The following is a 20,787-nucleotide window of genomic DNA, read 5'->3' as shown; positions in this document are numbered from 1 at the left end:
AATAGGTATGTGATTGATCATGGCAACGGCTATTTCCGTTTCATCTATATTTAGTACGCACTCGCCCAAGCTGTCAGCTTTACCGCCGTTGAGTCTTTATATTCACATACCATGGTGCGTAAAAAAATGCCCGTATTGTGATTTTAATTCGCATGAAATTGGTAAAAAGGGGAGTTCATTGCCGGAAGATGAGTATGTCTCGGCGCTTATCCGTGATTTGGAAATGGCGTTACCTCAAATCTGGGGACGACCTGTCACTAGCGTGTTCCTGGGGGGTGGAACGCCTAGTTTGTTAAGTGCTCAAGCAGTGGACAAACTGCTTACCCATGTCAGAATGCTTTTGCCATTAGAGCTTTCTGCTGAAATTACGCTGGAAGCCAACCCTGGCACATTCGAGGCCCAAAAGTTTGCAGATTTCCATGCTGCGGGAATCGATCGCCTGTCTATCGGTATTCAAAGCTTCAATCCCAGACATTTGCAAGCATTGGGGCGAATACATGATGATAAGGAAGCGCATCATGCAATCGAAATTGCATTAAAAAATTTTGATAACGTGAACCTAGATCTGATGTACGCATTACCAGATCAAACCCTGGAAGAAGCCAGTCATGATATTGCGCTTGCATGTGCCTCAGGGGTTCCGCACATTTCAGCTTATCATCTGACCTTGGAGCCGAATACCCTATTTTATCGCTTTCCGCCTTCGGTGCCAGATGATGATCTCGCTGCTGAGATGCAATTGATGATTGAGCAGACAGTATCCAGTTGGGGTTATGCCAACTACGAGATTTCGGCATTCGCCAAGCCTAATTATCAATCACGTCACAATTTGAATTACTGGCAATTTGGCGATTATTTGGGGATCGGTGCGGGGGCGCACAGTAAAATCAGCTTCCAACATAAGATAATACGACAAATGCGATATAAGCAACCCAAGCAGTATCTTGCAAAGATCTTAACGAGAGACAGCGCCTTGGGTGATCCGGTACAATCTGAACACGAAATTCAGGCGGAAGACCGTGTATTTGAATTCATGATGAATGCACTTCGTTTAACCAGTGGCTTTCAGGTCGATAGCTTGCAGGCGCGAACGGGCATGCCTATTACCACTATTCAACAACAACTGGAAGAAGCAGAGCAGCGTAATTTGATCAGCTGGGATCATCATCGCATCATGCCAACGTTAACGGGTAGACGTTTTTTAAATGATTTACTGCAGATTTTTTTAAAGTGTAAAGAATAGAAACCACAACCAAGCTACTCTCGGCTATAGCCGGAGTGGAGTACTCGGTTTAATTGCTTTAAATACGGGAAATAATGCACTTCAATGGAATGGCGCGGATGTCGGATAAATTGTTGTTCTAAACATTTACCTTCAATGGATGCTTGTGCACGCCAGTTAATTGGAAGTTGTATTTTGTTAGCAATCAGTCGGGCAGCCAGCCTGGCCTGGATCTCAGCAAGCGGCCAGATACACCCTTGAGGCTGTATCAATCCGATAAAAATCAGAGTGGAGTGCTCTGGATGAAACATGCGAAGATAAAGCGGAATACGGATGACATCTTCCCAGTTAATGAAAGAGGGATCAAAAAAAGGGAAGCTAATCTTATAACCTGTGGCAGCGATAATAACGTCGTATCCAGCAGCAGAACCATCCTCAAAAAATACGGTTTGGCCTGAAATTTCTTTGACCCCCTGACGAGGATATACTTTTCCATGCCGTATTTTGTCTAATAATTCAGAGTTGATGGTGGGGTGAGCTCTGGTTGGTAGAAAATCTGGCTCGGGTAATTGGTAATCACGGTAGCGTCCAATCTGGAGACGTAGAGAAATCTTCTGTAACTTATCACGGATATTTTGGGGCAACCATTGAAGCGAAGCAGCGAAAGCATCGGTAGGCTGCCCCATAACAAACTTAGGAATAATATACTGCGGAGAACGGAGACTGATATCCACTCGCGCAGCAACACGGCTGGTTTCAACAGCACAATCACAGCCAGAATTGCCCGCACCCACTACCAATACTTGTTTGCCTTCGAACCCCTGATTAGACTTGTAATCATGGCTATGCTGATATTCTCCCGTAAAGTCATTTTTCCAAGCAGGGTGACGTGGTGCCGAATGGTGGCCATTGGCGATCAATAGATAATCAAAATCTGTCCAGGTACCATCGCTCAGAAACAGTCGCCAGCCTTCTTTTTCGATTTTTTCTACATGTAGCACCGCAGTATTAAACCGAATATATTTCTCCAGTTGAAAATGCTTGGTATAAGCTTGAAAATATGCCAGTATTTGCTGATGACTTGGATAATCAGGATAATCATCGGGCATGGGGAAGTCGCTGAACTGCGACATTGATTTGCTAGAGATAATATGCGTTGTTTCGCAAATACTGCTATGACTCTCGTTGGCCGTAAAAACCCAATTGCCACCAATCTGGTCGTTTTTCTCGAAGCAATTAATGTCTTCCAGGCCAGCTTCAACCAAATTTTTTATGGTGGTAAGGCCTGAACAGCCTGCGCCGATTATCGCAATTCTCATAGACAATTAGTGGTACATGCATGAGCGTAACTTGGAAGAAATGCTACAATTGTTTACAGTAAATAAATAGGTAAATTAACGACTATCAACACATCCGATTCTCCTCTGCTCGGATCATTAGAATATTTGGCAGCTTGACCAAACACAGCAACAGCATTGGAATTCGACCTATCATGTAGAATGTTATCAGGTTCGTCGCTCACCATCATTTATCTATTTCTTAAAGAGATAAAACTGCCGACAGTTTCTTCATACTCCAGCAGCACGATTAAACATTTTCATCCAGTGCAATACGGCCTGAGAAAATAGCCCTGTAGGAGGGACCAGAAGTGCTGTGAAATACGGCATAAAAAACGCTGAAAAGTTGAGTAGCCTGTTTTACTCAATATCATCGAATAGTGTTTATGGCTGTGCTATCGACAATAGCATTTATCTTATCCAGTGCTTCTCTACCTAACAGCATCGGTGTTGAGAAATGGGAACGATCAATAAGATTGACCATGATATTGTAAAGTTTTCCATCAAAATAGATAGGAATTTTTACCACTGGGCGTGAATTATATTTTTTCGATATTTCCTTGTTTGCACGATTCTTGATCTTGACAATTCGCGTAACGGGTAAATCATATTCTGGTGTTTCCTTGATATCGGGATGAGAAACCTTAAATCTCACATAGTCTTTACCATTTTTTTTGTATATATAAATCTCTTTTGCAGAAAGCGAAGAGGTCACAGCGCCTGTATCTAATTTAGCAGCTAATGGAATTTCATCAGGGTAGAGGACAACAGGCTCGATATAGCCATAAACAAACTTATCCCTAGCTGGAGATAGAAAGGCAATCAACCCGAATAAAAATAGCATTAAACTCAACAGAATAAGAATATAAAAGCTATTGATCAGTCTTGGTATTTTCATAAATGATAATCACCCCATAACTCAATATTTGATGATAATTTTATCGATACCTTATTTTTAAATTAACATTTCTAAAACAAAATCACAACTGTATAGGATTGCTAAAGGTTTAAAAGACTAGTTAATGCGTATTGTATGTCAATGGTATGTCTGCATTAACCAGACAATGTAGCCCATTAAGACCAGACAAAGAGTGAAAGCAGAAAAAGCAATTTGGCGATATTTTTTGATCAGTCGCTTCTGGGGATAAACAGATATGATAAAAGGTCGCTGTGAGATATCTGGTTTTGTAATAATGCTGACAGCTTGTTCCACTGGTCGCTCAAGGTAAATTTGTTGAGCTTGTAATTGTGCTGCCAGACGTGCTGATTCCCACTCTTCCTGATCAATTTCACCATCTTTATTGGTATCGAAACGCGTCAATAGTTGCAGCTTATCTTTTTTCCAATTATCAATGAGATCAAGCATCACTTGTCTAACTGATTGATTGGTATGAGAGGATAGGGTTCTAAATTGTCCGATAATATAAAGTGATTGGCGGGGTAATATGAGTCTTTCCTGGTAGCGATAATGCTTGGAGGCTATATTCAATATAGATTGACTTTCCAGAATTTTGGTCGTAGTTGGCCATTCAGTGCTCCCATACCAAACTAGTTTTATATCACTCTGAATTTTTGCGCCATCTGGATCAACAAGACAACTATTCGTTCCATCGCTCAACATAAATTGTTGATTACTTACATTTTGATCATTGAACAAAACTGAAGAGCTTTTTGCTGATGTTTAATTTAATGGTAAGGATAAAAAAAGAATGTCTTGGAAAGAGTCTGTTTCGTGCGCTGGTTGTAGTTGAAGTTATGTTGTGTATAGCTGGAATTTTGCATATTAAGGTAAATATTTAAATGGATAAAGACGATATTTATTAAAAGTAACGGATTTTACAGCTTAGAGTCTGGTTTGATAATTTATGAATAAAATTTTTAAAATTCCATTTCTTCTGGTGTTTGACTATTAATTCAGTTGGCAAAAACAGAGATCTTTAGCGATTAGGTTGACAATAAAACAACATTTATAAGTTTTGTTTGCAACAAATTGTGCAAACTAAATTATAAAGGAGTGAATAATGAGTAAAAGTACAGTGCAAGATTGGGTGTCTGAGTTACCTCTGATGCAACAATCAGTATTGTTAAGTGCTATACGTGGTCCAGATGGTATATCCAAGTGTCAAGCATGTCGGGCTATGATTAGATGGTTTCGCAGATGTGTGCTTGTATCTGCTTTTGATGGAAAGGTTTTTAACAGCCCTTGTCAACTCGGAGGCGGATCATTTACCGGGCCATCATGCAATATGCAAGATTATGATGGTCGTTTTGCTCTTGATTGGGAAACAGCCATGAAACCAAAAATAGATGCCTTTCTTAAAGCCAAGGACGAGTTACCACACCATTACTTAACTCACTTCATGCATGCTGCAGAGGTGCTTGGTTACCAGCATCCTGATATGAGAATACGTAACTGGTGGTTCTCAGTTTATTCGCGAATATGTAGAGTGCTGTATGTTGTTCCCGAGACAGAGGTGATGATGCGTAGAAGACTGAGCGACAATGAACTTGATTGGCGCGCAACAGGTGACGAAACTACGATGTACTCTGAATAGGATAGAAAAGGAAGCATGCCTTTTAAATTAATCGGCCTAGCTGGGGCAATTGGATCAGGCAAGAGTCAGGTGGGGCGGCTTCTCTCTGACAAATATGGTTATAAAGAGATTATGTTTAAAACTGAGTTTGTCAGAAGAATATTGCTGTCACTTGATATTGTAAACGGTCATCCTGATTATGAAATATATTTCAATCTTTTCTATGATAGAAAGCTAAAAGATAAGCCTAGCAAATTACTAGGTGAATCCACACCAAGAGAAGTTATGTTCTCATTTAGTGACTGGGCTCGATCAATTGACCCTGATACATCTGTTAAACCTACTGAGTTAAAAATAAAGACTTACTTAAAACTAAAAACACAATCTCTTCTTGATATCGTTGTTTCTGATGTTCGGTTTGAGGATGAAGCTCAAATGATCAAAAAGAATGGCGGCACTATCTGGCAAGTAAAAAGGTAGAACAACCCCTTCAAAGTGGAATCTCCGCACGAATCTAAGAAAGGTCTGGACCCGAAATACATTGACTTGATTATTCACAACGATGGCAGCTTAGAGGATTTGACGATCGCTATTGATGATGCCCTGGAAGTAGTTAAATGTTAAAAGGTGATCCAAACGATCGACTCATACACTACATAGACAAATGCGGAGGAATAAAGGCTCCACTCTGCCAGCGATGCAGAAGAAGGGATCCCAACGCTAACCCGAGGCAGGTTTATATCAAGCCTGCTCTGACGTTAAGCGGGTGTAAAAACTTCATTGGTTATCACACATTCGATAAAAACTAAAAACAAAAATAGGGAAATTAATGGATCACCTTGAGTTTTGGAAAGAATTTATTAACAAGTTAGGATTATTAGAAGATTGGGTTGTTTTTGAGAATGGAACATTAGTCACTCCTTATTTGGGCTTTAACGCTTCCCAAGTCCTTGAGATGTTAGATCATGCGCTTCATGTGGATTTCAGAGAAAAAATGAACTTCGCTATGTATATTTACCCAAGAGGTTATGCCAATTATTGGACAACTTCATTTCAGAGTTCGTACGGAACCATATGGACATATTGTAAAAAAGAAGATTTTCCAGCATACACAAGCCCAGATGAGGTAATGCATTGCGCTATTTATTTGGGCATAAAGCAAAGAAATCTTGATGCAAAAAGTAGAGTAGTTTTATTTGATAGTAATAAGGATACGGTGGAATAAATGAGTCACGTTGAGTTTTGGAAAGAACAAATGAGTAAGATTGAATGCGGCAACAATTGGGTTGTGTTTGAAAACGGAACAATGGTTCATCCTTCTGAAGATGGCAAAAAATCAGCTATGGATATTATGCGTAAAATTGATGATTTGCTTGCCACAAACGCAGAGTTAATTAAAGAATATCAATGCTTCATCATAAATGGGGAAAATGCTGTTGTGCGCTTTAACATTGATTATAGAAACATCTCGGTTAGATGCCCTTACGAAGAGGTTGAAGCTGAAATGATGAAGTATGACAAATCAAACCACCATGATAATGAATTTTTTGCACAAATTCTCTGTGTTGTGGCTTTGAATAAGCTTAACGAAGATGCCAGAAACCGCGTGGTTCTTTATGAAAATACAGCTGGAAATAAGCATGCAGAGCCAGAGAAAAACGAAAGTGCGGCCAAAGTCGATGCATTTCTTGCGCTGCTATCAACAGCGGTTCACTAATTAACAAAACTCAACAAACAACAAGGAACGGTCTACGGCATGACAATAACAGCAAAAACAATATGCGATTCCATTGCTAATGGGATAAGAATAACGAGCATTCAGTCAAAAGCACCCATGTTTCTTGATGCGGAATTTGAGAAGCACAGGAGGCTATCTAACATCAGCTCTAACAGTTCATCTAACCGGGCCATTCCTTTCATGAAGATGCTCGACCATGGTTATTACCGCCAGAAGATGTGCGATTGAATCAGCCTGGTATGCAGGGAGATTTATTGCTTGATGAGGATTCAAAGGAAGAGTTCTGGAATGTTCTCAAAGATATTTATGGCTATACGGCTGGCAAGTTAAAAGAATGGGATAAGGTTCATAAGCAGCACTTGAATAGGTATCTATCTGGATTCTATTGGCAGCATAAGATTTGCACTGGAACTGATTGGGAAAATTTCTGGAATCTAAGAGTTCATCCTGATGCTGACCCTGCTATGTATGACGTTGCCAAGAAGATGAAAGAATCAATGGATAATTCAACTCCCATTGAATTAATGCCAGGGCAATGGCATTTGCTTTATATAACTTTTGATGAATGGAACGGGATGGGTAATGAAAGTGCTATCAAATGTTCTACGACAAGAATAGCAAGAGTCTCTTATAACAATCATGATGGTAGTGATCCGATTATACCGAAGGATATCCAGTTACACGATGATTTGATATCGGATGTTCACATGAGCCCGACAGAACACCCAGCAACACCTATGAATTTCGTAAAGGATAATTACGAGCTTAGTTGGGAAAAAGGAATAACGCATATGGATAGGAATGGTCATTTTTGGAGTGGAAACCTACGCGGTTGGATTCAATACCGGCAGCTGTTAGAGTGTGAGAATCAGCCTGGAATTAAGGCAGAATCAGCGGTTTAAAATAGCTGAATACCTTGATAGATTTCTTCCTACGGATGGGAATTATTTTTGCTTAAGGTTGGTCAACATCCTAAATTTAAATTGGTGAAAAAGAACAATGACTGTAAAGAAAGTATTGAGGAATGGAGTCCCTGTAAAAATCTGGACTGAAGAAGTTGATCAATCAGCACTAGACCAACTATCCGATCTATCAAAACTACCATTCATCCATAAACATGTTGCTGTAATGCCTGACGTTCATGCTGGCATTGGATCAACTATTGGATCAGTTATTCCCACCAAAGGTGCAATCATTCCGGCTGCTGTGGGTGTGGATATTGGTTGTGGAATGATGGCAGTTAAAACCTCGTTAAAAGCGTCAATGCTGCCTGATAACCTTTATGAATTGCGTTCAGAAATTGAGAAAAGAATACCTCATGGAAGAACTAATAATGGAGGAAGTGGTGACAGAGGAGCGTGGGGCAACCCAATTGAGTGTGTTTCGCATTATTGGAATACATTTCTTGCTGATGGGTATGAAGAAATCATTGCTAAATATCCTAAAGCCAAAGGATATAACACTATAAACCACTTGGGTACCCTTGGTACCGGAAATCATTTTATTGAGATATGCATAGATGAATTAGATTACGTCTGGGCAATGCTTCACTCGGGCTCAAGGGGAATAGGTAACAGAATAGGCTCCTATTTTATTGAGAAAGCCAAGGAAGAAATGGAGCGATACAGTCTCCTGGATAATCTGCCCAACAGAGATTTGGCCTACTTAGTGGAGCATACCAAAATATATGATGATTATATTAATGCTGTGTCATGGGCACAGAGGTTCGCTGAACTTAACAGGCGGATCATGATGGATATTGTATTGCAGTGTATGAGTAGATTTTTCCCATCATTCACCACTACCGATAAAGCTATAAACTGCCATCACAATTATGTTGCAAGAGAAAATCACTTCGGGGCTAATGTGCTTGTTACACGTAAGGGCGCAATTAGAGCGAGAAAAGGTGATTTAGGCATTATTCCAGGCAGTATGGGTGCAAAGTCTTACATCGTGGAAGGTTTGGGGAATGAAGAATCATTTCATTCGTGCTCTCATGGTGCAGGTAGAAGGTTGGGAAGGAATGAGGCAAAAAGAATTTACACTGTTGCTGATCTGGAGGAGCAGACTAAAGGTATTGAATGCCCTAAAGATGAAGCAAGAATTGATGAAATTCCAGCTGCCTACAAAAATATTGATCAAGTCATGGAAAATCAATGGGATTTGGTGAAGATCAAGCATACCTTGAAGCAGGTATTAAATGTTAAGGGATGATAACTAATGCCAGCCTGGAAAAAATTCACCGGAAGTGAAGAGCAGATTATCGAGATGAAAACTTCCAAAGAAGGTTTCAAGATTTGTACTAAAGCTGGAACGGAGTCAAATATCTGGAAAGCGTACGATGTATTTTCAGAGCAAAGAGTTGATGCCCTACTGAAAGGTAATGAGATTGATGTTTACATGATCTGCCAGCCCCACCCGCACGCCGAAATGATTATCGAATGGGCTAGGACCGGGAGGGATGTTTATTGGTATAACGGTTGCGGACAATGGGTTATTGATGATAATCCAGTTTGGTGGGCTGATATGAAATACTCATTCAATCCAGACGGCCAATCTGTACACCTCTAGTACAGTAATAATCAATAAGTTAGAGCATGAATTTAATGAGTTCCGTGCGCCCCATGTAACCATTATTGACCGGATAAGATGTGATCAAGGTGACACCCTATACACGATTAATAAGCAATAAGATATAGTGTGATTTTGGGGATTATCCAGCACCCCATCTTAACAGGAAGAATAACCGATGTCAGAAGCTTTCTACAATATCGAAACATGGTACGACGAGAAAAGATGTATGTGGTTTTTTAGAGGCATAAAATTTGATTTTGCTATGCATTGGACTGATGATCCAGAAGGAAATATTGCGCTTAAATGTGATTGTGTTACCTGGGAAGGCGATCCACGTGAAGTACATATTGCTATTGATATAGGATACACGAAAATAACAAAAGATGAGTTTCAAACCGCTGTTCTTAAAGAGCTATCGAAGCATTGGATTTTGTGTTGAGATTGGTTGAAATGGGAAAGAAAATCTTTTTCCGTAATTACCTGACTTGTTTCTATGAAGTTGAATGCGTGCAATCTTTTTCTAAAGATGATATTAAGGAGTCGAATGCCTACGATTTCTTAAAGTGGATTGGGGATATTCAGGAAGTTGAAACGGAAACAGAATAACACAAGCTATCACCGGGTCAATGCGCATACGCAATTGGAACATCCTGCCAATTTGTGGTGTAACCAGGAGACATATTCTCCCTACGCATCATCCATGATTTTTTCTTACCTGCTGAATACACTGAAAGAGTGTTACATCCGTATCGTTGATTTATTTGGTCAAGCACACTCATTAACTTAGTTGACCTATCATCTGCACCATATAGTCCAAATAATGAGTCTTGATATATTTCTTCAGAGTCTATGCCGGCCAGAATTACCCCTGCTTTTTTATAAGCATAGCCTGGTCGGTAAATACGTTTGAGACCAAATAGTGCCGCTCTGACCAGTAAACGGCTATCGCTGCTGGCATTGGGTAGCGGCACAGTAATGCAGTTACTATACTGCTTATCATGCTCACGAAATGGATTGGTCTGGATGAATATCTGGATTGCATTACAGACCGAGTTCTGGCTGCGCAGCTTTTCTGCCGCACTGCTGGTATAGCTGGCGACGGATTCACTAATCTCCGGTAGACTATCAATCAATTGTCCAAATGATTTTGAGGAAATGATCTGCTTTTTAGGTGCTGATAATTCTTCCAGTGCCAAGCATGAGATCCCACGTAATTCATAACCTAAGCGCTCCATCACAACTCCGAACTTAGCACGTAACCAGGCAGTTGGAGTGTCACGTAATGCTTGCACGGTTTTAATCCCTGCCTCATTCAGATGTTGATTCAATTTTCTTCCAACACCCCATACTTCACCTACTTCTATAGTAGATAATAAAGACTCGAATTGTTCATGAGGCATGTTTGAAAGGTCGCATACACCATTAAAATATGGTTGTTTCTTGGCAATAAGGTTAGCAAGTTTTGCTAGCGTTTTAGTGGCGCCAAAGCCTACGCACACCGGCAAACTGGTCCACTGCCGTATACGGCTACGTATTTTGTGACCAATCCCCATGGGTATCGGCCAGAGGTTTACCAAGCCCTGCAGACCAAGAAAACACTCATCGATCGAATAGACTTCAACATGAGGGCTGAAATCGCGCAGGATCGTCATCACCCGATTAGACATGTCGCTATACAATGTATAGTTGGATGACAACGCAACAATGCTATGCTGTTTTGCCAAATCTTTAAGCTGGAACCATGGCGTACCCATTTTAACGCCAAGCGCCTTGACTTCATTGGAACGGGCGACCGCACATCCATCATTATTGGAGAGTACTACGACCGGTCTATTGAGCAGATTAGGATTGAAAGCTCTCTCACAGCTGACATAGAAATTATTTACGTCTGCTAAAGCGAATATTTGTTTATTGACGGAAATAATGTCATTAATCGTCATGACCATTGCTTAGGTGGTTAATGATAGGGACAGTATAAAATACTTATTTGATAAGTAACATACGACGAGCTGTGCGGACGCTCTGTCTACCTTATCCGTGAAGTGGTACCCAAAAACTGTACAGGTTGTTAAGCTCTGGCAGAATTAAAAAGGCGCTTAATAACAATGAGTAAAAAGCGCATACAATATTCGAGCGAATTCAAAGCAAAACTAGCGCTGGCAGCGATACGTGGTGATGAAACTGTCCCCCAATTAGCAGCGCGTTATAATGTACATCCCACGCAGATCAATAGCTGGAAACGGCAACTCATTGAGCAAGCTGCCGAGCTGTTTTGTAAAAATAATACTGCCGCCAATAAGGAGCAGCCTACAACAGATGACCTGCACCGGGTTATTGGTCAATTGGCGGTAGAACGCGATTTTTTAGCAAGAAAGCTCAATCATTAAGTCTTGTAGAACGCAAAGAGATGATTGAGCCCCATGGCAAACTTAGTCAAACTCGTCAATGTCAGCTGCTGGATCTGGCGCGCTCAACTTATTATTATCAACCGCAACCAATCAGTAATGCTGATCTGGTTCTGCTGCGCATGATGGATGAACAGTACTTAAAGACGCCACAATATGGCTCACGCAGTTATGCTACCTGGTTTCAGCGCCAGGGAATCATGTTAGGGCGCAAGAAAGCCTCTTCCTTAATGAAGACACTCGGTATTGTCAGCATAGCTCCAAAACCCAGGACCAGCATCTCAAGCAAACAGCATAAGGTCTATCCTTATCTGCTTAGAGAACTTGTCATTAATAAACCCAATCAGGTTTGGGCTGCCGACATAACCTATGTCCCCATGGAGAAAGGCTTTGGCTATCTGGTTGCCATCATCGACTGGCATTCGCGTAAGGTGTTGAGCTGGCGCTTGTCCAATACCTTGGATACTGACTTTTGTACTCAGGCGCTGGAGGCAGCCATCCAGGATTATGGCTGTCCACAGATCATGAATACCGACCAGGGCGTACAGTTTACCAGCGAAGCATTTACCTCCATACTAAAAGATCATCATATTCAGATCAGCATGGATGGCAAGGGGTGCTACTATGACAACATTTTTGTTGAACGACTTTGGCGGACAGTTAAGTATGAGCTTTTATATACCAGAGAATTCAATAATCTGAAGGAGATAAAGCAGAATTTATCCACATGGTTTGAATGGTACAATCAAGAACGATTTCATCAAAGCCTTGACCGTCTTACGCCTGATGAAATCTACTATAGTGATCCAAGAATTGATCGGGTTGCCTGAACCTGTTTAACTATACATATCAGAGCTGAACTTTCTTTCAGGTTGTCCAGTTACAGGGAACCACATCACCGTGCTCCAAACTAATCGACAGATATCATGCGCCGCAAATGCCAAAGATTGAACCACCGGTACAAGGATTTTTACTTCTATATCATATTTTTTAAATTATTAAGATATGAATATCTTTTATTTCATAAAAATATTTAAATTGCCGCTATAAGCTAGTTTATCCATGCGCATTAATATTTTTTGCTGAAATGATGGAAGCTCTAAAAAGGTTTTTAATTGTCGATCAACAGGAGCTAAATATACGCGTTTATAGGTATATTTTTAGTCAACATTTTTGATATACTATTCACATAACATATTATAATTTATTGTGATCTGCCAAATATCACATAAAATTACCCGCTATTATTAGCATTCAAGCGATAAGTTTATTGCTATATATATAATTTAGTAGTTAAAATCTAATTTAGCTTTAGCCAGCTAATAATCATCTTTTTATATGCACTTAGCTTAAGCCAATCAGATATGGCTTAAACTCAGTTTTAATTTAAAGGGAGATTAAAATGTCTACTGCTCTTTCCCAGATTCCCCATAGTCCACACCAGAACTGTCTCCTCGCCGCCCTGCCCACAGATGAATTGGAACAATTGTATCCTCATTTGGAACTAGTGCCGATGCTGGTCGGAGAAACACTGGGCGGGCCAGACCATAAACTAAATCATGTATACTTCCCTACTACTTCGGTCGTGTCTCTACTCAATTTTACGGAGGATGGTAAATCCACTAAAATCGCGATAATCGGCAATGAGGGAGTAATCGGAATGTCCCTCTTTATGGGTTGGGATACCATGTCAAATATTCCCGTGGTGCAGAGTGCAGGTTATGCCTACCGATTAAATGAAAATTTGTTGAAACAGAAATTCAATCATGTTATGCCGATGCAGCATCAGATGCTGCGTTACACTCAGGCATTGCTCACGCAGATCGCACAGACGGCAGTGTGCAATCAGCATCATTCGGTGGAACAGCATCTCTGCCGTCTGTTGCTGTTATACCTTGACCGCGTGCCATCGAATGAGTTGACAATGACGCAAGAAATGATCGCCAATATGCTTGGTGTCCGCCGCGAAGGCATTACTGAGGCGGCCGGTAAATTGCAACGCAAGAACATAATCCATTACTCGCGAGGTCACATCAAAGTGCTGGATAGACCGCGCCTGGAAACCGAGGTTTGTGAGTGCTATAAAGTCCTCAAGAAGGAATATGATCAGCTACTTTCTGACTTGATCACAATGCGATCAACATTATTAAGAAAAAAATCAAGTCTTGGCCTTTCTACATACCGTGAGAATAAGAGAAAGGAGAAGTTGACAAATTCTCTGACAATTTAGTAATGGAACAATCTGGATGATTATCCACATCCGCACTTATCTGTGCCGCATTCATTCACTGTTTAATACGGCACAGGCTGTACTTTTCACAATTTTCAAGACATCTTAAATAGCTTTAATTATGTGGGTGTCTATATTAATTTTTATAACTGACAGAGATAATGTTAGTAGACATGATTACACGATAAAGCGTGCAAATGTTCCCACTACGACTCCCCAGACCTGCAATTCCTCATTTTCGCGGAAGCGGATAGGTGGATAAGCCGGATTCGCAGCATGCAGCTCAATCACACCATTGCAGGAATACAATCGCTTCACAGTATATTCATTGTTAATCACTGCCAGAACTATATGCCCGTGTTTAGGTTTGATTGAGCGATCAACTACCAGCATGTCGCCATCGTGGATATGTGCACCAGTCATTGAATCACCTACAACGCGAAAGAAGTACGTCGAGGCTTTATTGCGTACCAGGTAATCATTGATATCCAGACTTTTTTCTTTGTAGTCATCTGCAGGAGATGGGAAGCCAGCAGGAATTCTGAACTGCAATAAAGGCAGTGCGCAAAACGGAGGGTTGAGCTTTGCTCTCTGCAAAATAGGCAGGGTCGATTCGCAAGTTGGTTCAAATGGAATAATTGTCATGATATTCCTCTATTTGATTGCAATATGGCAATCGTCAGCACCACAAGATTTGCACTGAGCTGATGTAATTTCAGGTGCTGTTAGTTCATCGTCGCTATTCCAGTACACCGTAAACTTGACCATTGATCCCACAGGCTCCCATGTGCCACCATACCTGGAGCCATGCTGATGAATGGTTTTAGATTCAGATTCCCCGCACGAGCAACTAATAGTAAAAGTTGTCTGGTCAATGATGGTCATAGTCTCGTCCTTATTTTAAATATATTAGTAATCTTATCGTATATGAAGATACTTTTTGAATTTCTCCTTTGCTGGTTCAAGCTGCTCCGAAAACTACACTAAATCTTCATGCATTCTATTTGAGACCATACCATAATCATGACCAGGTTTTTTGTAAGTGAAAGAGTCTTTATATTCTGTTGACCAACGTTCTAGATTGATACCGCGTCTGAATATTTCATCAATGTAATCTTGTATTTCATTTCCGAATAAGAAATAAGCTTCTGATGTCGCAGAATAAAATTTTCGCAGATCTTCATAATTTGCCGTGCCTTTTTGGATTATCAAGCTCAGAATTTTCCGTACCTCATCATAGACCTTGAGGCGACGGTCATAACGGTCAAAATTTAATTTTTGCTGATTTGTTCTCCATTGTTGATATACAATATATACGGTTGCAAATCCGATTGCAGATGCTAATGGTTCTTTCGTATTTAAGCAGATAAGAACTACCGAAATACCTAATATAGAAAAAGCTAAGATTTCCAATAACTGCAGTAGCTTTCTTTTCCAAGTTGACTTCATGATAGTGTCTTTATTATTATATTGGCATATATCTTCAACTGATTCATCATTTAATGCAACAAAGCTACCACAGGTTTTAGAGCTACCATCACTTCTTCATCATAACAACGGAAATTGCACAAAATTTAGGCAGTTCTGACAGTTAGTCTCTACAGCTATGACGCTAAAGGAGTGGATAGCTAACATGAGCCTGCCAGACCCAACAATTACACGCATTCCAATAGATCAGGATGTGCAAGCAACACCAGGTCTTTGGAACGAGCGCTATGCAGAAATAGATCATAATTTCGAGAATCTAGACGATAGAGCGGTTTCTGTTGAAGAAGAAATAACTGCAGCTAGATTTGGCAACCTCTCTTTGGCGGGAATGGTTGGCACGATTGTATCTCAAATCGGCGGCATTCTAGGATCACTGGATGGCACGGCATCGCCTTCCACGTTGCAGAATGTCCTTGGAGCTGATTTCTTATACAGAAATAGCGACAAGAGAATGGTCTTTGAGTTGTTCGCTTCAGGGTACAGCTTGCAGGCTATTGATGATATCGCTGTTATCAATGGAGTAAGTAGCGATGATGCTCTTGATATAGCTGACACTTCAAAGATTATTACCGGGCAAGATTATCTTCTTTCTGATGAAGATGGCACGGAAATCATCAGGCCAACATCAATTCGATCTGACAACAGAATCAAGCTGTCTGCCAGTCTGGATAGATCATGGGATGCTACTGGAAAAGTTACTGGATCTACGCTTATCCGCAACGAAGATGGCGGGGCAGATGCTGCAGTAGGCTCACAGTGGATATCAAGATTAATTCAGCTTGGTACCGATACCGCAAAAAGAACCATTACCATTCGACGCACCGCTAATACAGGCGTTGTAAGGCTATATTACCGTGATAACTACCAAACCTCATGGGCAGAAGTTGATCGCGCAATACGTCAAACTGGCGGCGGAACAACTGGTATTCCTGATGGCTATTACGATGACAAGTATCTAGTGCCGTTGCGTGAAGATGGTTATCTGCGGATAGTCACAGAAGCTGCGGCAATATAAATGGCGACATCCATGTAAACTCTCCTCTAAGTTTCATGCCGTAACATACCTTAACGAAAGCTGATGAGAGGGTGAAAAAAGGAGTTCGTTTTGACGCTATTTTCTAGTGAATATTAAATCCCAGACGTTATGTCCTAAGCGTAAACCGCGTTGCTCAAATTTTGTGAGTGGACGATAGGGTGGGCGTACCGCATAATCGATTGCTGTATTGGTAAGCAGGCTTTCGTTGCTGAGAACAAATAAGATCTGTTCAGCATAGTTTTTCCAATCCGTAGCAACATGAAGATAGCTACCCGATTTCATATATTTACATAAAAGCGAAACAAAAGCTGACTGGATTAACCGACGCTTATGATGGCGCGCTTTGGGCCAGGGATCAGGAAAAAAAATATGAACGCCGTCGAGGGATTCAAGTGGCAGCATGTGCTGCAGAACTTCGACTGCATCATGTTGAATAACGTGTAAATTCGTTAATTCAAGCATTTTTATTTGACTAAGCAGGCTGCCCACCCCTGGAGTATGAACTTCTATTGCCAGATAATCGTTTTGGGGGTGCTGTTGAGCAATAGTAGCTGTCGCTTCTCCCATGCCGGAGCCTATTTCCAGGATTCTGGAAGTGCTGCGTCCAAAAATCTTCTCAAAATTCAGTTGTTGCGCTGAAAAAGGAATGCCAAATTCTGGCAACAGCGTTTCATAGGCATGACGCTGGGCATTTGAGATACGGCCTTGGCGAAGCACATAACTACGAATGGAATTCACTGGTGACAAAAAAATAGCACTGTTTAAATTAATTTTATCTAGCGGACTGAAAGATCATTTCGACTGTACCGGCAAGATGCCTTCACTTGGTGAACTGGAGCTTGCGCTATAAGTTTTTTTTGTCATGCGTCCAGCCAAATAAGCTTCACGACCTGCTTCTACGGCTTTGCGCATAGCAGAGGCCATCATAATCGGGTTGTGTGCAGCAGCGATAGCCGTATTCATTAGCACACCGTCACATCCTAATTCCATCGCGATCGCTGCGTCAGATGCTGTTCCTACGCCAGCATCTACTAGCACAGGAATTTGGCTATTATCGATAATGATCTGCAAATTCCAAGGATTCAGGATACCCATCCCTGAGCCTATTAATGAGGCCAAAGGCATAATTGCAACACAGCCGATTTCTTCTAATTGCTTAGCGATAATGGGATCATCTGAGGTATATACCATTACTTGAAAATTTTCTTTAACAAGAATTTCTGCTGCCTTAATGGTTTCTACCACATTGGGAAAAAGTGTTCTTGGGTCACCGAGCACTTCTAGTTTTACCAGAGAATGACCATCCAGCAATTCTCTTGCGAGTCGCAAAGTGCGGATGGCCTCCTCTGCAGAATAGCAGCCAGCAGTATTAGGCAGCAATGTATAGTGAGAAGGCGGCAATACATCAAGCAGATTGGGTTCATTGGGGTTCTGGCCGATATTAGTTCGACGAATAGCGATGGTAATGATTTGCGCGCCGCTAGACTCTATGGCAGCGCGTGTTTCGTTGAAGTCTTTATATTTTCCGGTACCAACCAAAAGCCGAGAAGAGTAATGCTTGCCAGCGACGATGAAATCATCCATGAAATCAGTGTTTATAGAAAAATGCGTATTGCATATAAGATTAAAAAACGTTTAATATTTGATTTAATCAAAAATAAAAGGAATTAGCCACCACCTACAGCCACCACAATCTCCAATTGATCTCCGTCAGAAAGCGTTTGTAATGTGAACTGACTTCGAGGCACGATTTCACCATTACGTTCGACAGCAATACGTTTATTTTGGATTGACATCTGCTCCAGCAGTTGTTGAAGACTTAGTGGATTGTCAAAATGGTGAGGTTGACCATTTATGGTGACTTGTAACATTTGAAATATATTAAATAGGTTTAATGTAAGGTAAACTTAAAATCCGTTTAGTAATACAATTTTATCACGCGGGTGTAGCTCAATGGTAGAGTAGAAGCTTCCCAAGCTTACGACGAGGGTTCGATTCCCTTCACCCGCTCCATTACTATTGCTCGGCAATAAAAGCATGCGTGTCATGCGCTATTAATAATATAATATCAATATTTTGATCAAAATAATCTTGGATCGTCTTGATGATTAGAATCCTACGGGAACATTTTTATTGTTTGTTAGCAATTTTTTTGCTAATAACAAGCGATTCAGTATTAAGTGATAGTAAAACCGATCAACCTGAGCCACGACATATCCTTGGATGGGTAGAATCTATTCGATTGGAGCCATGGGGGCTAAAAATGCTTGCTCGTATAGATACTGGAGCAAATACCTCATCCATGAGTGCACGGGATATTCATCAATTCAAAAAAGGAAATAAAGATTGGGTGCGGTTCATACTCGATTTTGGAACTGAAAAAGGTAAACCCACTCGCACTGTCGAAATTGAACGCCCCTTACTTCGTTCACATAAGATAAAACAACATAGCGGTATTTCACAAGAACGCCTTATTATTGCGATGGACGTTTGTTTAGCAAACGAAATACATAAAGTTGAATTTAATCTTATTGATCGTCGAGCCTTAAATTATCCCATTTTGCTTGGACGTAAAGCGCTTGCGGGTGTCGCGCTAGTTGATTCATCGCGTACTCACCTTAGTAAGGCTGATTGCGGTCACGTAAAGAAAAAGAAGAAAAAAAATGATCAATCAGATGAGTTAGCTATTCCTGAATGAGACAGCTTCACTTATTACTCCTAGTTATCATATTATGTGCAGCAGGGCTAGGTTTAGCTATATATAAAGTAACTACCCTGGGATTGCCTCTCACTACTTCTGAGAAAGCAGAAGTTTGGAATGTGGAAGCCCGTATCAGTTTTCGCGCAAAGCCAGAAACCAGCATAAAAGTAAGTTTACCGCTCCTTTTTAATCCTTCTGGCTATACTATTCTCGACGAGGATTTCGTCGCAGCCAATTATGGATTGGCAATTGAACAAGATGATAATGCACGAACAGCTTTGTGGGCAAAGCGGCGTGCAGAAGGGAAACAATTATTATTCTATCGCGCAATCTTATACAAGGATACTGAAAAGACAATTGATTCAGTTAAAGCGCCAATTTATCCACCCATACCAGAATATCCTGAAAATTTCCGACCCATTATCCAGGGGCTGCTCGATAAGGCGCGACAGCAATCTGCAGATACCGTTTCTTTTGCACAGCAAGTCATTAAGCAATTAAATGCTGCATCCCCAGCACCAGAGTTAAAATTGCTACTGGAGCATATCCATCATTCTCGTAATCTTGCTAAAGGTATTAATTGGATTTTAGCAGGAGCCCGTATTCCTACTCGAATTATTCAAGGTCTTCGTCTAGAAGATGGTAAGCTTTATTCCGAGTTGGAATCCTGGACACAAGTCTATGATGGCAAGCAATGGCGCACACTCAATATAAAGAATGGTAAGGAAGGCCTGCCATCCAATTTTATCCTATGGCAAATTGGTGATCAGAAAACCTTTTCTGTCGATGGAGGAAGTGAAGTAAGTCTCCAATTTTCCGTAGCCAAAACGCTACGGGAATTAGTGGATATTGCAGAATCACGTGCGGCGCTCAAAGGATCACACCTGATGGAGTTTTCCTTATATTCATTGCCGGTTCAAAGCCAGAACGTCTATAAGATATTATTAATGGTACCTTTAGGGGCATTTGTCGTAGTTTTAATGCGTAATCTCATTGGGATTAAAACTTTTGGGACATTTATGCCGGTATTGATTGCATTGGCTCTTCGCGAGACAGAGTTGGCCTGGGGGTTACTACTGTTTTGTTTGATTGTCGGATTAGGATTATTATTGCGTGCTTATGTGGATCGATTAAAGTTATTACTCATTCCACGCTTGGCTTCTGTATTAACGATGGTAGTGCTTCTTATGGCAAGTATCAGCGTTATCATGCACAAGCTTGGACTTGAAATGGGGCTATCAGTCGCTCTATTTCCAATGGTAATCATGACTATGACCATAGAACGGATGTCTCTTACATGGGATGAAGCTGGCCCCGCGGAAGCATTTAAACAAGGCGCAGGAAGCCTGCTGGTGGCAACAATTGGTTATTTAGTAATGAATATCGATGCCTTACAACATTTATTATTTGTATTTCCTGAATTATTGCTTGTTGTGTTGGCAGCCATACTATTGTTTGGTCGATACTCCGGATATCGATTGACAGAGCTGTGGCGTTTCCGTGCTTTAGCCAAACGCTGAAC

General features: G+C 40.9%; 24 protein-coding genes and 1 tRNA gene. 16 read left to right on the top strand and 9 right to left on the bottom strand.

The window, feature by feature from the left end:
- The first annotated feature begins 19 nt into the window (after positions 1–19).
- Complete coding sequence (hemW, locus tag AAW31_RS11925) at positions 20–1,243, top strand: radical SAM family heme chaperone HemW (RefSeq protein WP_046850390.1); 1,224 nt, start codon at positions 20–22, stop codon at positions 1,241–1,243.
- A 14-nt stretch (positions 1,244–1,257) separates the two neighbouring features.
- Here hemW and AAW31_RS11920 read toward each other — a convergent pair whose 3' ends face one another.
- From AAW31_RS11920 to AAW31_RS11910, 3 genes are all read right to left on the bottom strand, one after another.
- Entirely contained in the window at positions 1,258–2,541 is a 1,284-nt protein-coding gene (locus tag AAW31_RS11920) for a flavin-containing monooxygenase (RefSeq protein ID WP_046850389.1), read from the bottom strand.
- A gap of 388 nt (positions 2,542–2,929) precedes the next feature.
- Positions 2,930–3,457, bottom strand: coding sequence for an ATP-dependent zinc protease family protein (locus AAW31_RS11915; RefSeq protein WP_046850388.1), 528 nt, complete (start codon positions 3,455–3,457; stop codon positions 2,930–2,932).
- A gap of 138 nt (positions 3,458–3,595) precedes the next feature.
- Positions 3,596–4,216, bottom strand: a complete 621-nt coding sequence (locus tag AAW31_RS11910; protein ID WP_052752228.1) for a GIDE domain-containing protein — start codon at positions 4,214–4,216, stop codon at positions 3,596–3,598.
- Positions 4,217–4,850: 634 nt separating this feature from the next.
- On the opposite strand from AAW31_RS11910, the gene AAW31_RS22205 reads away from it, so the two are divergent.
- The 8 genes from AAW31_RS22205 to AAW31_RS11870 all read left to right on the top strand — a co-directional run bounded on the left by AAW31_RS22205 (position 4,851) and on the right by AAW31_RS11870 (position 9,844).
- Positions 4,851–5,114, top strand: a complete 264-nt coding sequence (locus AAW31_RS22205) for a hypothetical protein (protein WP_200899625.1) — start codon at positions 4,851–4,853, stop codon at positions 5,112–5,114.
- 15 nt (positions 5,115–5,129) lie between these two features.
- Positions 5,130–5,573: a hypothetical protein gene (locus tag AAW31_RS11900; RefSeq protein ID WP_046850386.1), complete on the top strand. Its 444-nt coding sequence runs from the start codon at positions 5,130–5,132 to the stop codon at positions 5,571–5,573.
- A 349-nt stretch (positions 5,574–5,922) separates the two neighbouring features.
- The gene (locus AAW31_RS11895) at positions 5,923–6,318 is read left to right on the top strand and encodes a hypothetical protein (RefSeq protein ID WP_046850385.1); all 396 of its coding nucleotides are present in this window, start codon (positions 5,923–5,925) and stop codon (positions 6,316–6,318) included.
- Entirely contained in the window at positions 6,319–6,810 is a 492-nt protein-coding gene (locus AAW31_RS11890; protein ID WP_046850384.1) for a hypothetical protein, read from the top strand.
- Between the two features lie 245 nt (positions 6,811–7,055).
- Positions 7,056–7,733: a hypothetical protein gene (locus tag AAW31_RS11885; RefSeq protein WP_144412948.1), complete on the top strand. Its 678-nt coding sequence runs from the start codon at positions 7,056–7,058 to the stop codon at positions 7,731–7,733.
- A 97-nt stretch (positions 7,734–7,830) separates the two neighbouring features.
- The gene (locus AAW31_RS11880) at positions 7,831–9,045 is read left to right on the top strand and encodes an RtcB family protein (RefSeq protein WP_046850383.1); all 1,215 of its coding nucleotides are present in this window, start codon (positions 7,831–7,833) and stop codon (positions 9,043–9,045) included.
- Between the two features lie 6 nt (positions 9,046–9,051).
- The gene (locus tag AAW31_RS11875) at positions 9,052–9,402 is read left to right on the top strand and encodes a hypothetical protein (RefSeq protein WP_046850382.1); all 351 of its coding nucleotides are present in this window, start codon (positions 9,052–9,054) and stop codon (positions 9,400–9,402) included.
- Positions 9,403–9,580: 178 nt separating this feature from the next.
- Entirely contained in the window at positions 9,581–9,844 is a 264-nt protein-coding gene (locus tag AAW31_RS11870; RefSeq protein ID WP_046850381.1) for a hypothetical protein, read from the top strand.
- 184 nt (positions 9,845–10,028) lie between these two features.
- Here the strand turns inward: AAW31_RS11870 and AAW31_RS11865 are convergent, their stop codons facing one another.
- Positions 10,029–11,345 (bottom strand): Y-family DNA polymerase, encoded by a 1,317-nt coding sequence (locus AAW31_RS11865; protein ID WP_082110440.1) that lies wholly within the window; start codon positions 11,343–11,345, stop codon positions 10,029–10,031.
- A gap of 165 nt (positions 11,346–11,510) precedes the next feature.
- Between AAW31_RS11865 and AAW31_RS23910 the strand changes: the two genes are divergently transcribed.
- The 3 genes from AAW31_RS23910 to AAW31_RS11850 all read left to right on the top strand — a co-directional run bounded on the left by AAW31_RS23910 (position 11,511) and on the right by AAW31_RS11850 (position 14,040).
- Positions 11,511–11,792 carry an IS3 family transposase gene (locus AAW31_RS23910; protein ID WP_036503716.1) on the top strand — a complete coding sequence of 94 codons (282 nt, stop codon included), beginning with the start codon at positions 11,511–11,513 and terminating at the stop codon, positions 11,790–11,792.
- Between the two features lie 20 nt (positions 11,793–11,812).
- Entirely contained in the window at positions 11,813–12,640 is an 828-nt protein-coding gene (locus AAW31_RS11855; protein ID WP_046848692.1) for an IS3 family transposase, read from the top strand.
- 572 nt (positions 12,641–13,212) lie between these two features.
- Positions 13,213–14,040 (top strand): Crp/Fnr family transcriptional regulator, encoded by an 828-nt coding sequence (locus AAW31_RS11850; protein ID WP_046850379.1) that lies wholly within the window; start codon positions 13,213–13,215, stop codon positions 14,038–14,040.
- A gap of 177 nt (positions 14,041–14,217) precedes the next feature.
- On the opposite strand, the gene AAW31_RS11845 is transcribed toward AAW31_RS11850, so the two are convergent.
- Together AAW31_RS11845 and AAW31_RS11840 are read right to left on the bottom strand one after the other, a co-directional pair.
- Positions 14,218–14,685 carry a LexA family protein gene (locus tag AAW31_RS11845; RefSeq protein ID WP_052752226.1) on the bottom strand — a complete coding sequence of 156 codons (468 nt, stop codon included), beginning with the start codon at positions 14,683–14,685 and terminating at the stop codon, positions 14,218–14,220.
- 333 nt (positions 14,686–15,018) lie between these two features.
- Positions 15,019–15,489 (bottom strand): hypothetical protein, encoded by a 471-nt coding sequence (locus AAW31_RS11840; RefSeq protein WP_046850378.1) that lies wholly within the window; start codon positions 15,487–15,489, stop codon positions 15,019–15,021.
- A gap of 184 nt (positions 15,490–15,673) precedes the next feature.
- Here AAW31_RS11840 and AAW31_RS11835 point away from each other — a divergent pair, with 184 nt between their 5' ends.
- Positions 15,674–16,543 carry a hypothetical protein gene (locus tag AAW31_RS11835; protein ID WP_046850377.1) on the top strand — a complete coding sequence of 290 codons (870 nt, stop codon included), beginning with the start codon at positions 15,674–15,676 and terminating at the stop codon, positions 16,541–16,543.
- A gap of 96 nt (positions 16,544–16,639) precedes the next feature.
- On the opposite strand, the gene trmB is transcribed toward AAW31_RS11835, so the two are convergent.
- The 3 genes from trmB to thiS all read right to left on the bottom strand — a co-directional run bounded on the left by trmB (position 16,640) and on the right by thiS (position 18,435).
- Entirely contained in the window at positions 16,640–17,311 is a 672-nt protein-coding gene (gene trmB / locus AAW31_RS11830) for a tRNA (guanosine(46)-N7)-methyltransferase TrmB (RefSeq protein ID WP_187426917.1), read from the bottom strand.
- A 45-nt stretch (positions 17,312–17,356) separates the two neighbouring features.
- Positions 17,357–18,148: a thiazole synthase gene (locus AAW31_RS11825; protein ID WP_046850375.1), complete on the bottom strand. Its 792-nt coding sequence runs from the start codon at positions 18,146–18,148 to the stop codon at positions 17,357–17,359.
- A gap of 83 nt (positions 18,149–18,231) precedes the next feature.
- Positions 18,232–18,435 carry a sulfur carrier protein ThiS gene (gene thiS, locus AAW31_RS11820; protein WP_046850374.1) on the bottom strand — a complete coding sequence of 68 codons (204 nt, stop codon included), beginning with the start codon at positions 18,433–18,435 and terminating at the stop codon, positions 18,232–18,234.
- Positions 18,436–18,503: 68 nt separating this feature from the next.
- On the opposite strand from thiS, the gene AAW31_RS11815 reads away from it, so the two are divergent.
- The 3 genes from AAW31_RS11815 (at position 18,504) to AAW31_RS11805 (ending at position 20,785) form a co-directional block, all read left to right on the top strand.
- Positions 18,504–18,577: transfer RNA gene (locus tag AAW31_RS11815), tRNA-Gly, on the top strand.
- Between the two features lie 124 nt (positions 18,578–18,701).
- Positions 18,702–19,262, top strand: a complete 561-nt coding sequence (locus AAW31_RS11810) for an ATP-dependent zinc protease family protein (protein WP_235264367.1) — start codon at positions 18,702–18,704, stop codon at positions 19,260–19,262.
- Positions 19,259–20,785, top strand: coding sequence for an inactive transglutaminase family protein (locus AAW31_RS11805; RefSeq protein WP_046850372.1), 1,527 nt, complete (start codon positions 19,259–19,261; stop codon positions 20,783–20,785). Before AAW31_RS11810 ends, AAW31_RS11805 begins: the two co-directional genes overlap by 4 nt.
- The last annotated feature ends 2 nt before the right edge of the window (positions 20,786–20,787 follow it).

The sequence above is a fragment of the Nitrosomonas communis genome, from assembly GCF_001007935.1.
Taxonomy (GTDB): domain Bacteria; phylum Pseudomonadota; class Gammaproteobacteria; order Burkholderiales; family Nitrosomonadaceae; genus Nitrosomonas; species Nitrosomonas communis.
This window is presented reverse-complemented; position numbering and strand designations above follow the sequence as displayed.

Coding starts and splice junctions, on each gene's coding strand:
- hemW (WP_046850390.1), top strand. CDS start 20: ATGGCAACGGCTATTTCCGTTTCATCTATATTTAGTACGCACTCGCCC.
- AAW31_RS11920 (WP_046850389.1), bottom strand. CDS start 2,541: ATGAGAATTGCGATAATCGGCGCAGGCTGTTCAGGCCTTACCACCATA.
- AAW31_RS11915 (WP_046850388.1), bottom strand. CDS start 3,457: ATGAAAATACCAAGACTGATCAATAGCTTTTATATTCTTATTCTGTTG.
- AAW31_RS22205 (WP_200899625.1), top strand. CDS start 4,851: ATGAAACCAAAAATAGATGCCTTTCTTAAAGCCAAGGACGAGTTACCA.
- AAW31_RS11900 (WP_046850386.1), top strand. CDS start 5,130: ATGCCTTTTAAATTAATCGGCCTAGCTGGGGCAATTGGATCAGGCAAG.
- AAW31_RS11895 (WP_046850385.1), top strand. CDS start 5,923: ATGGATCACCTTGAGTTTTGGAAAGAATTTATTAACAAGTTAGGATTA.
- AAW31_RS11890 (WP_046850384.1), top strand. CDS start 6,319: ATGAGTCACGTTGAGTTTTGGAAAGAACAAATGAGTAAGATTGAATGC.
- AAW31_RS11880 (WP_046850383.1), top strand. CDS start 7,831: ATGACTGTAAAGAAAGTATTGAGGAATGGAGTCCCTGTAAAAATCTGG.
- AAW31_RS11875 (WP_046850382.1), top strand. CDS start 9,052: ATGCCAGCCTGGAAAAAATTCACCGGAAGTGAAGAGCAGATTATCGAG.
- AAW31_RS11870 (WP_046850381.1), top strand. CDS start 9,581: ATGTCAGAAGCTTTCTACAATATCGAAACATGGTACGACGAGAAAAGA.
- AAW31_RS11865 (WP_082110440.1), bottom strand. CDS start 11,345: ATGACGATTAATGACATTATTTCCGTCAATAAACAAATATTCGCTTTA.
- AAW31_RS23910 (WP_036503716.1), top strand. CDS start 11,511: ATGAGTAAAAAGCGCATACAATATTCGAGCGAATTCAAAGCAAAACTA.
- AAW31_RS11855 (WP_046848692.1), top strand. CDS start 11,813: ATGATTGAGCCCCATGGCAAACTTAGTCAAACTCGTCAATGTCAGCTG.
- AAW31_RS11850 (WP_046850379.1), top strand. CDS start 13,213: ATGTCTACTGCTCTTTCCCAGATTCCCCATAGTCCACACCAGAACTGT.
- AAW31_RS11845 (WP_052752226.1), bottom strand. CDS start 14,685: ATGACAATTATTCCATTTGAACCAACTTGCGAATCGACCCTGCCTATT.
- AAW31_RS11840 (WP_046850378.1), bottom strand. CDS start 15,489: ATGAAGTCAACTTGGAAAAGAAAGCTACTGCAGTTATTGGAAATCTTA.
- AAW31_RS11835 (WP_046850377.1), top strand. CDS start 15,674: ATGAGCCTGCCAGACCCAACAATTACACGCATTCCAATAGATCAGGAT.
- AAW31_RS11825 (WP_046850375.1), bottom strand. CDS start 18,148: ATGGATGATTTCATCGTCGCTGGCAAGCATTACTCTTCTCGGCTTTTG.
- thiS (WP_046850374.1), bottom strand. CDS start 18,435: ATGTTACAAGTCACCATAAATGGTCAACCTCACCATTTTGACAATCCA.
- AAW31_RS11805 (WP_046850372.1), top strand. CDS start 19,259: ATGAGACAGCTTCACTTATTACTCCTAGTTATCATATTATGTGCAGCA.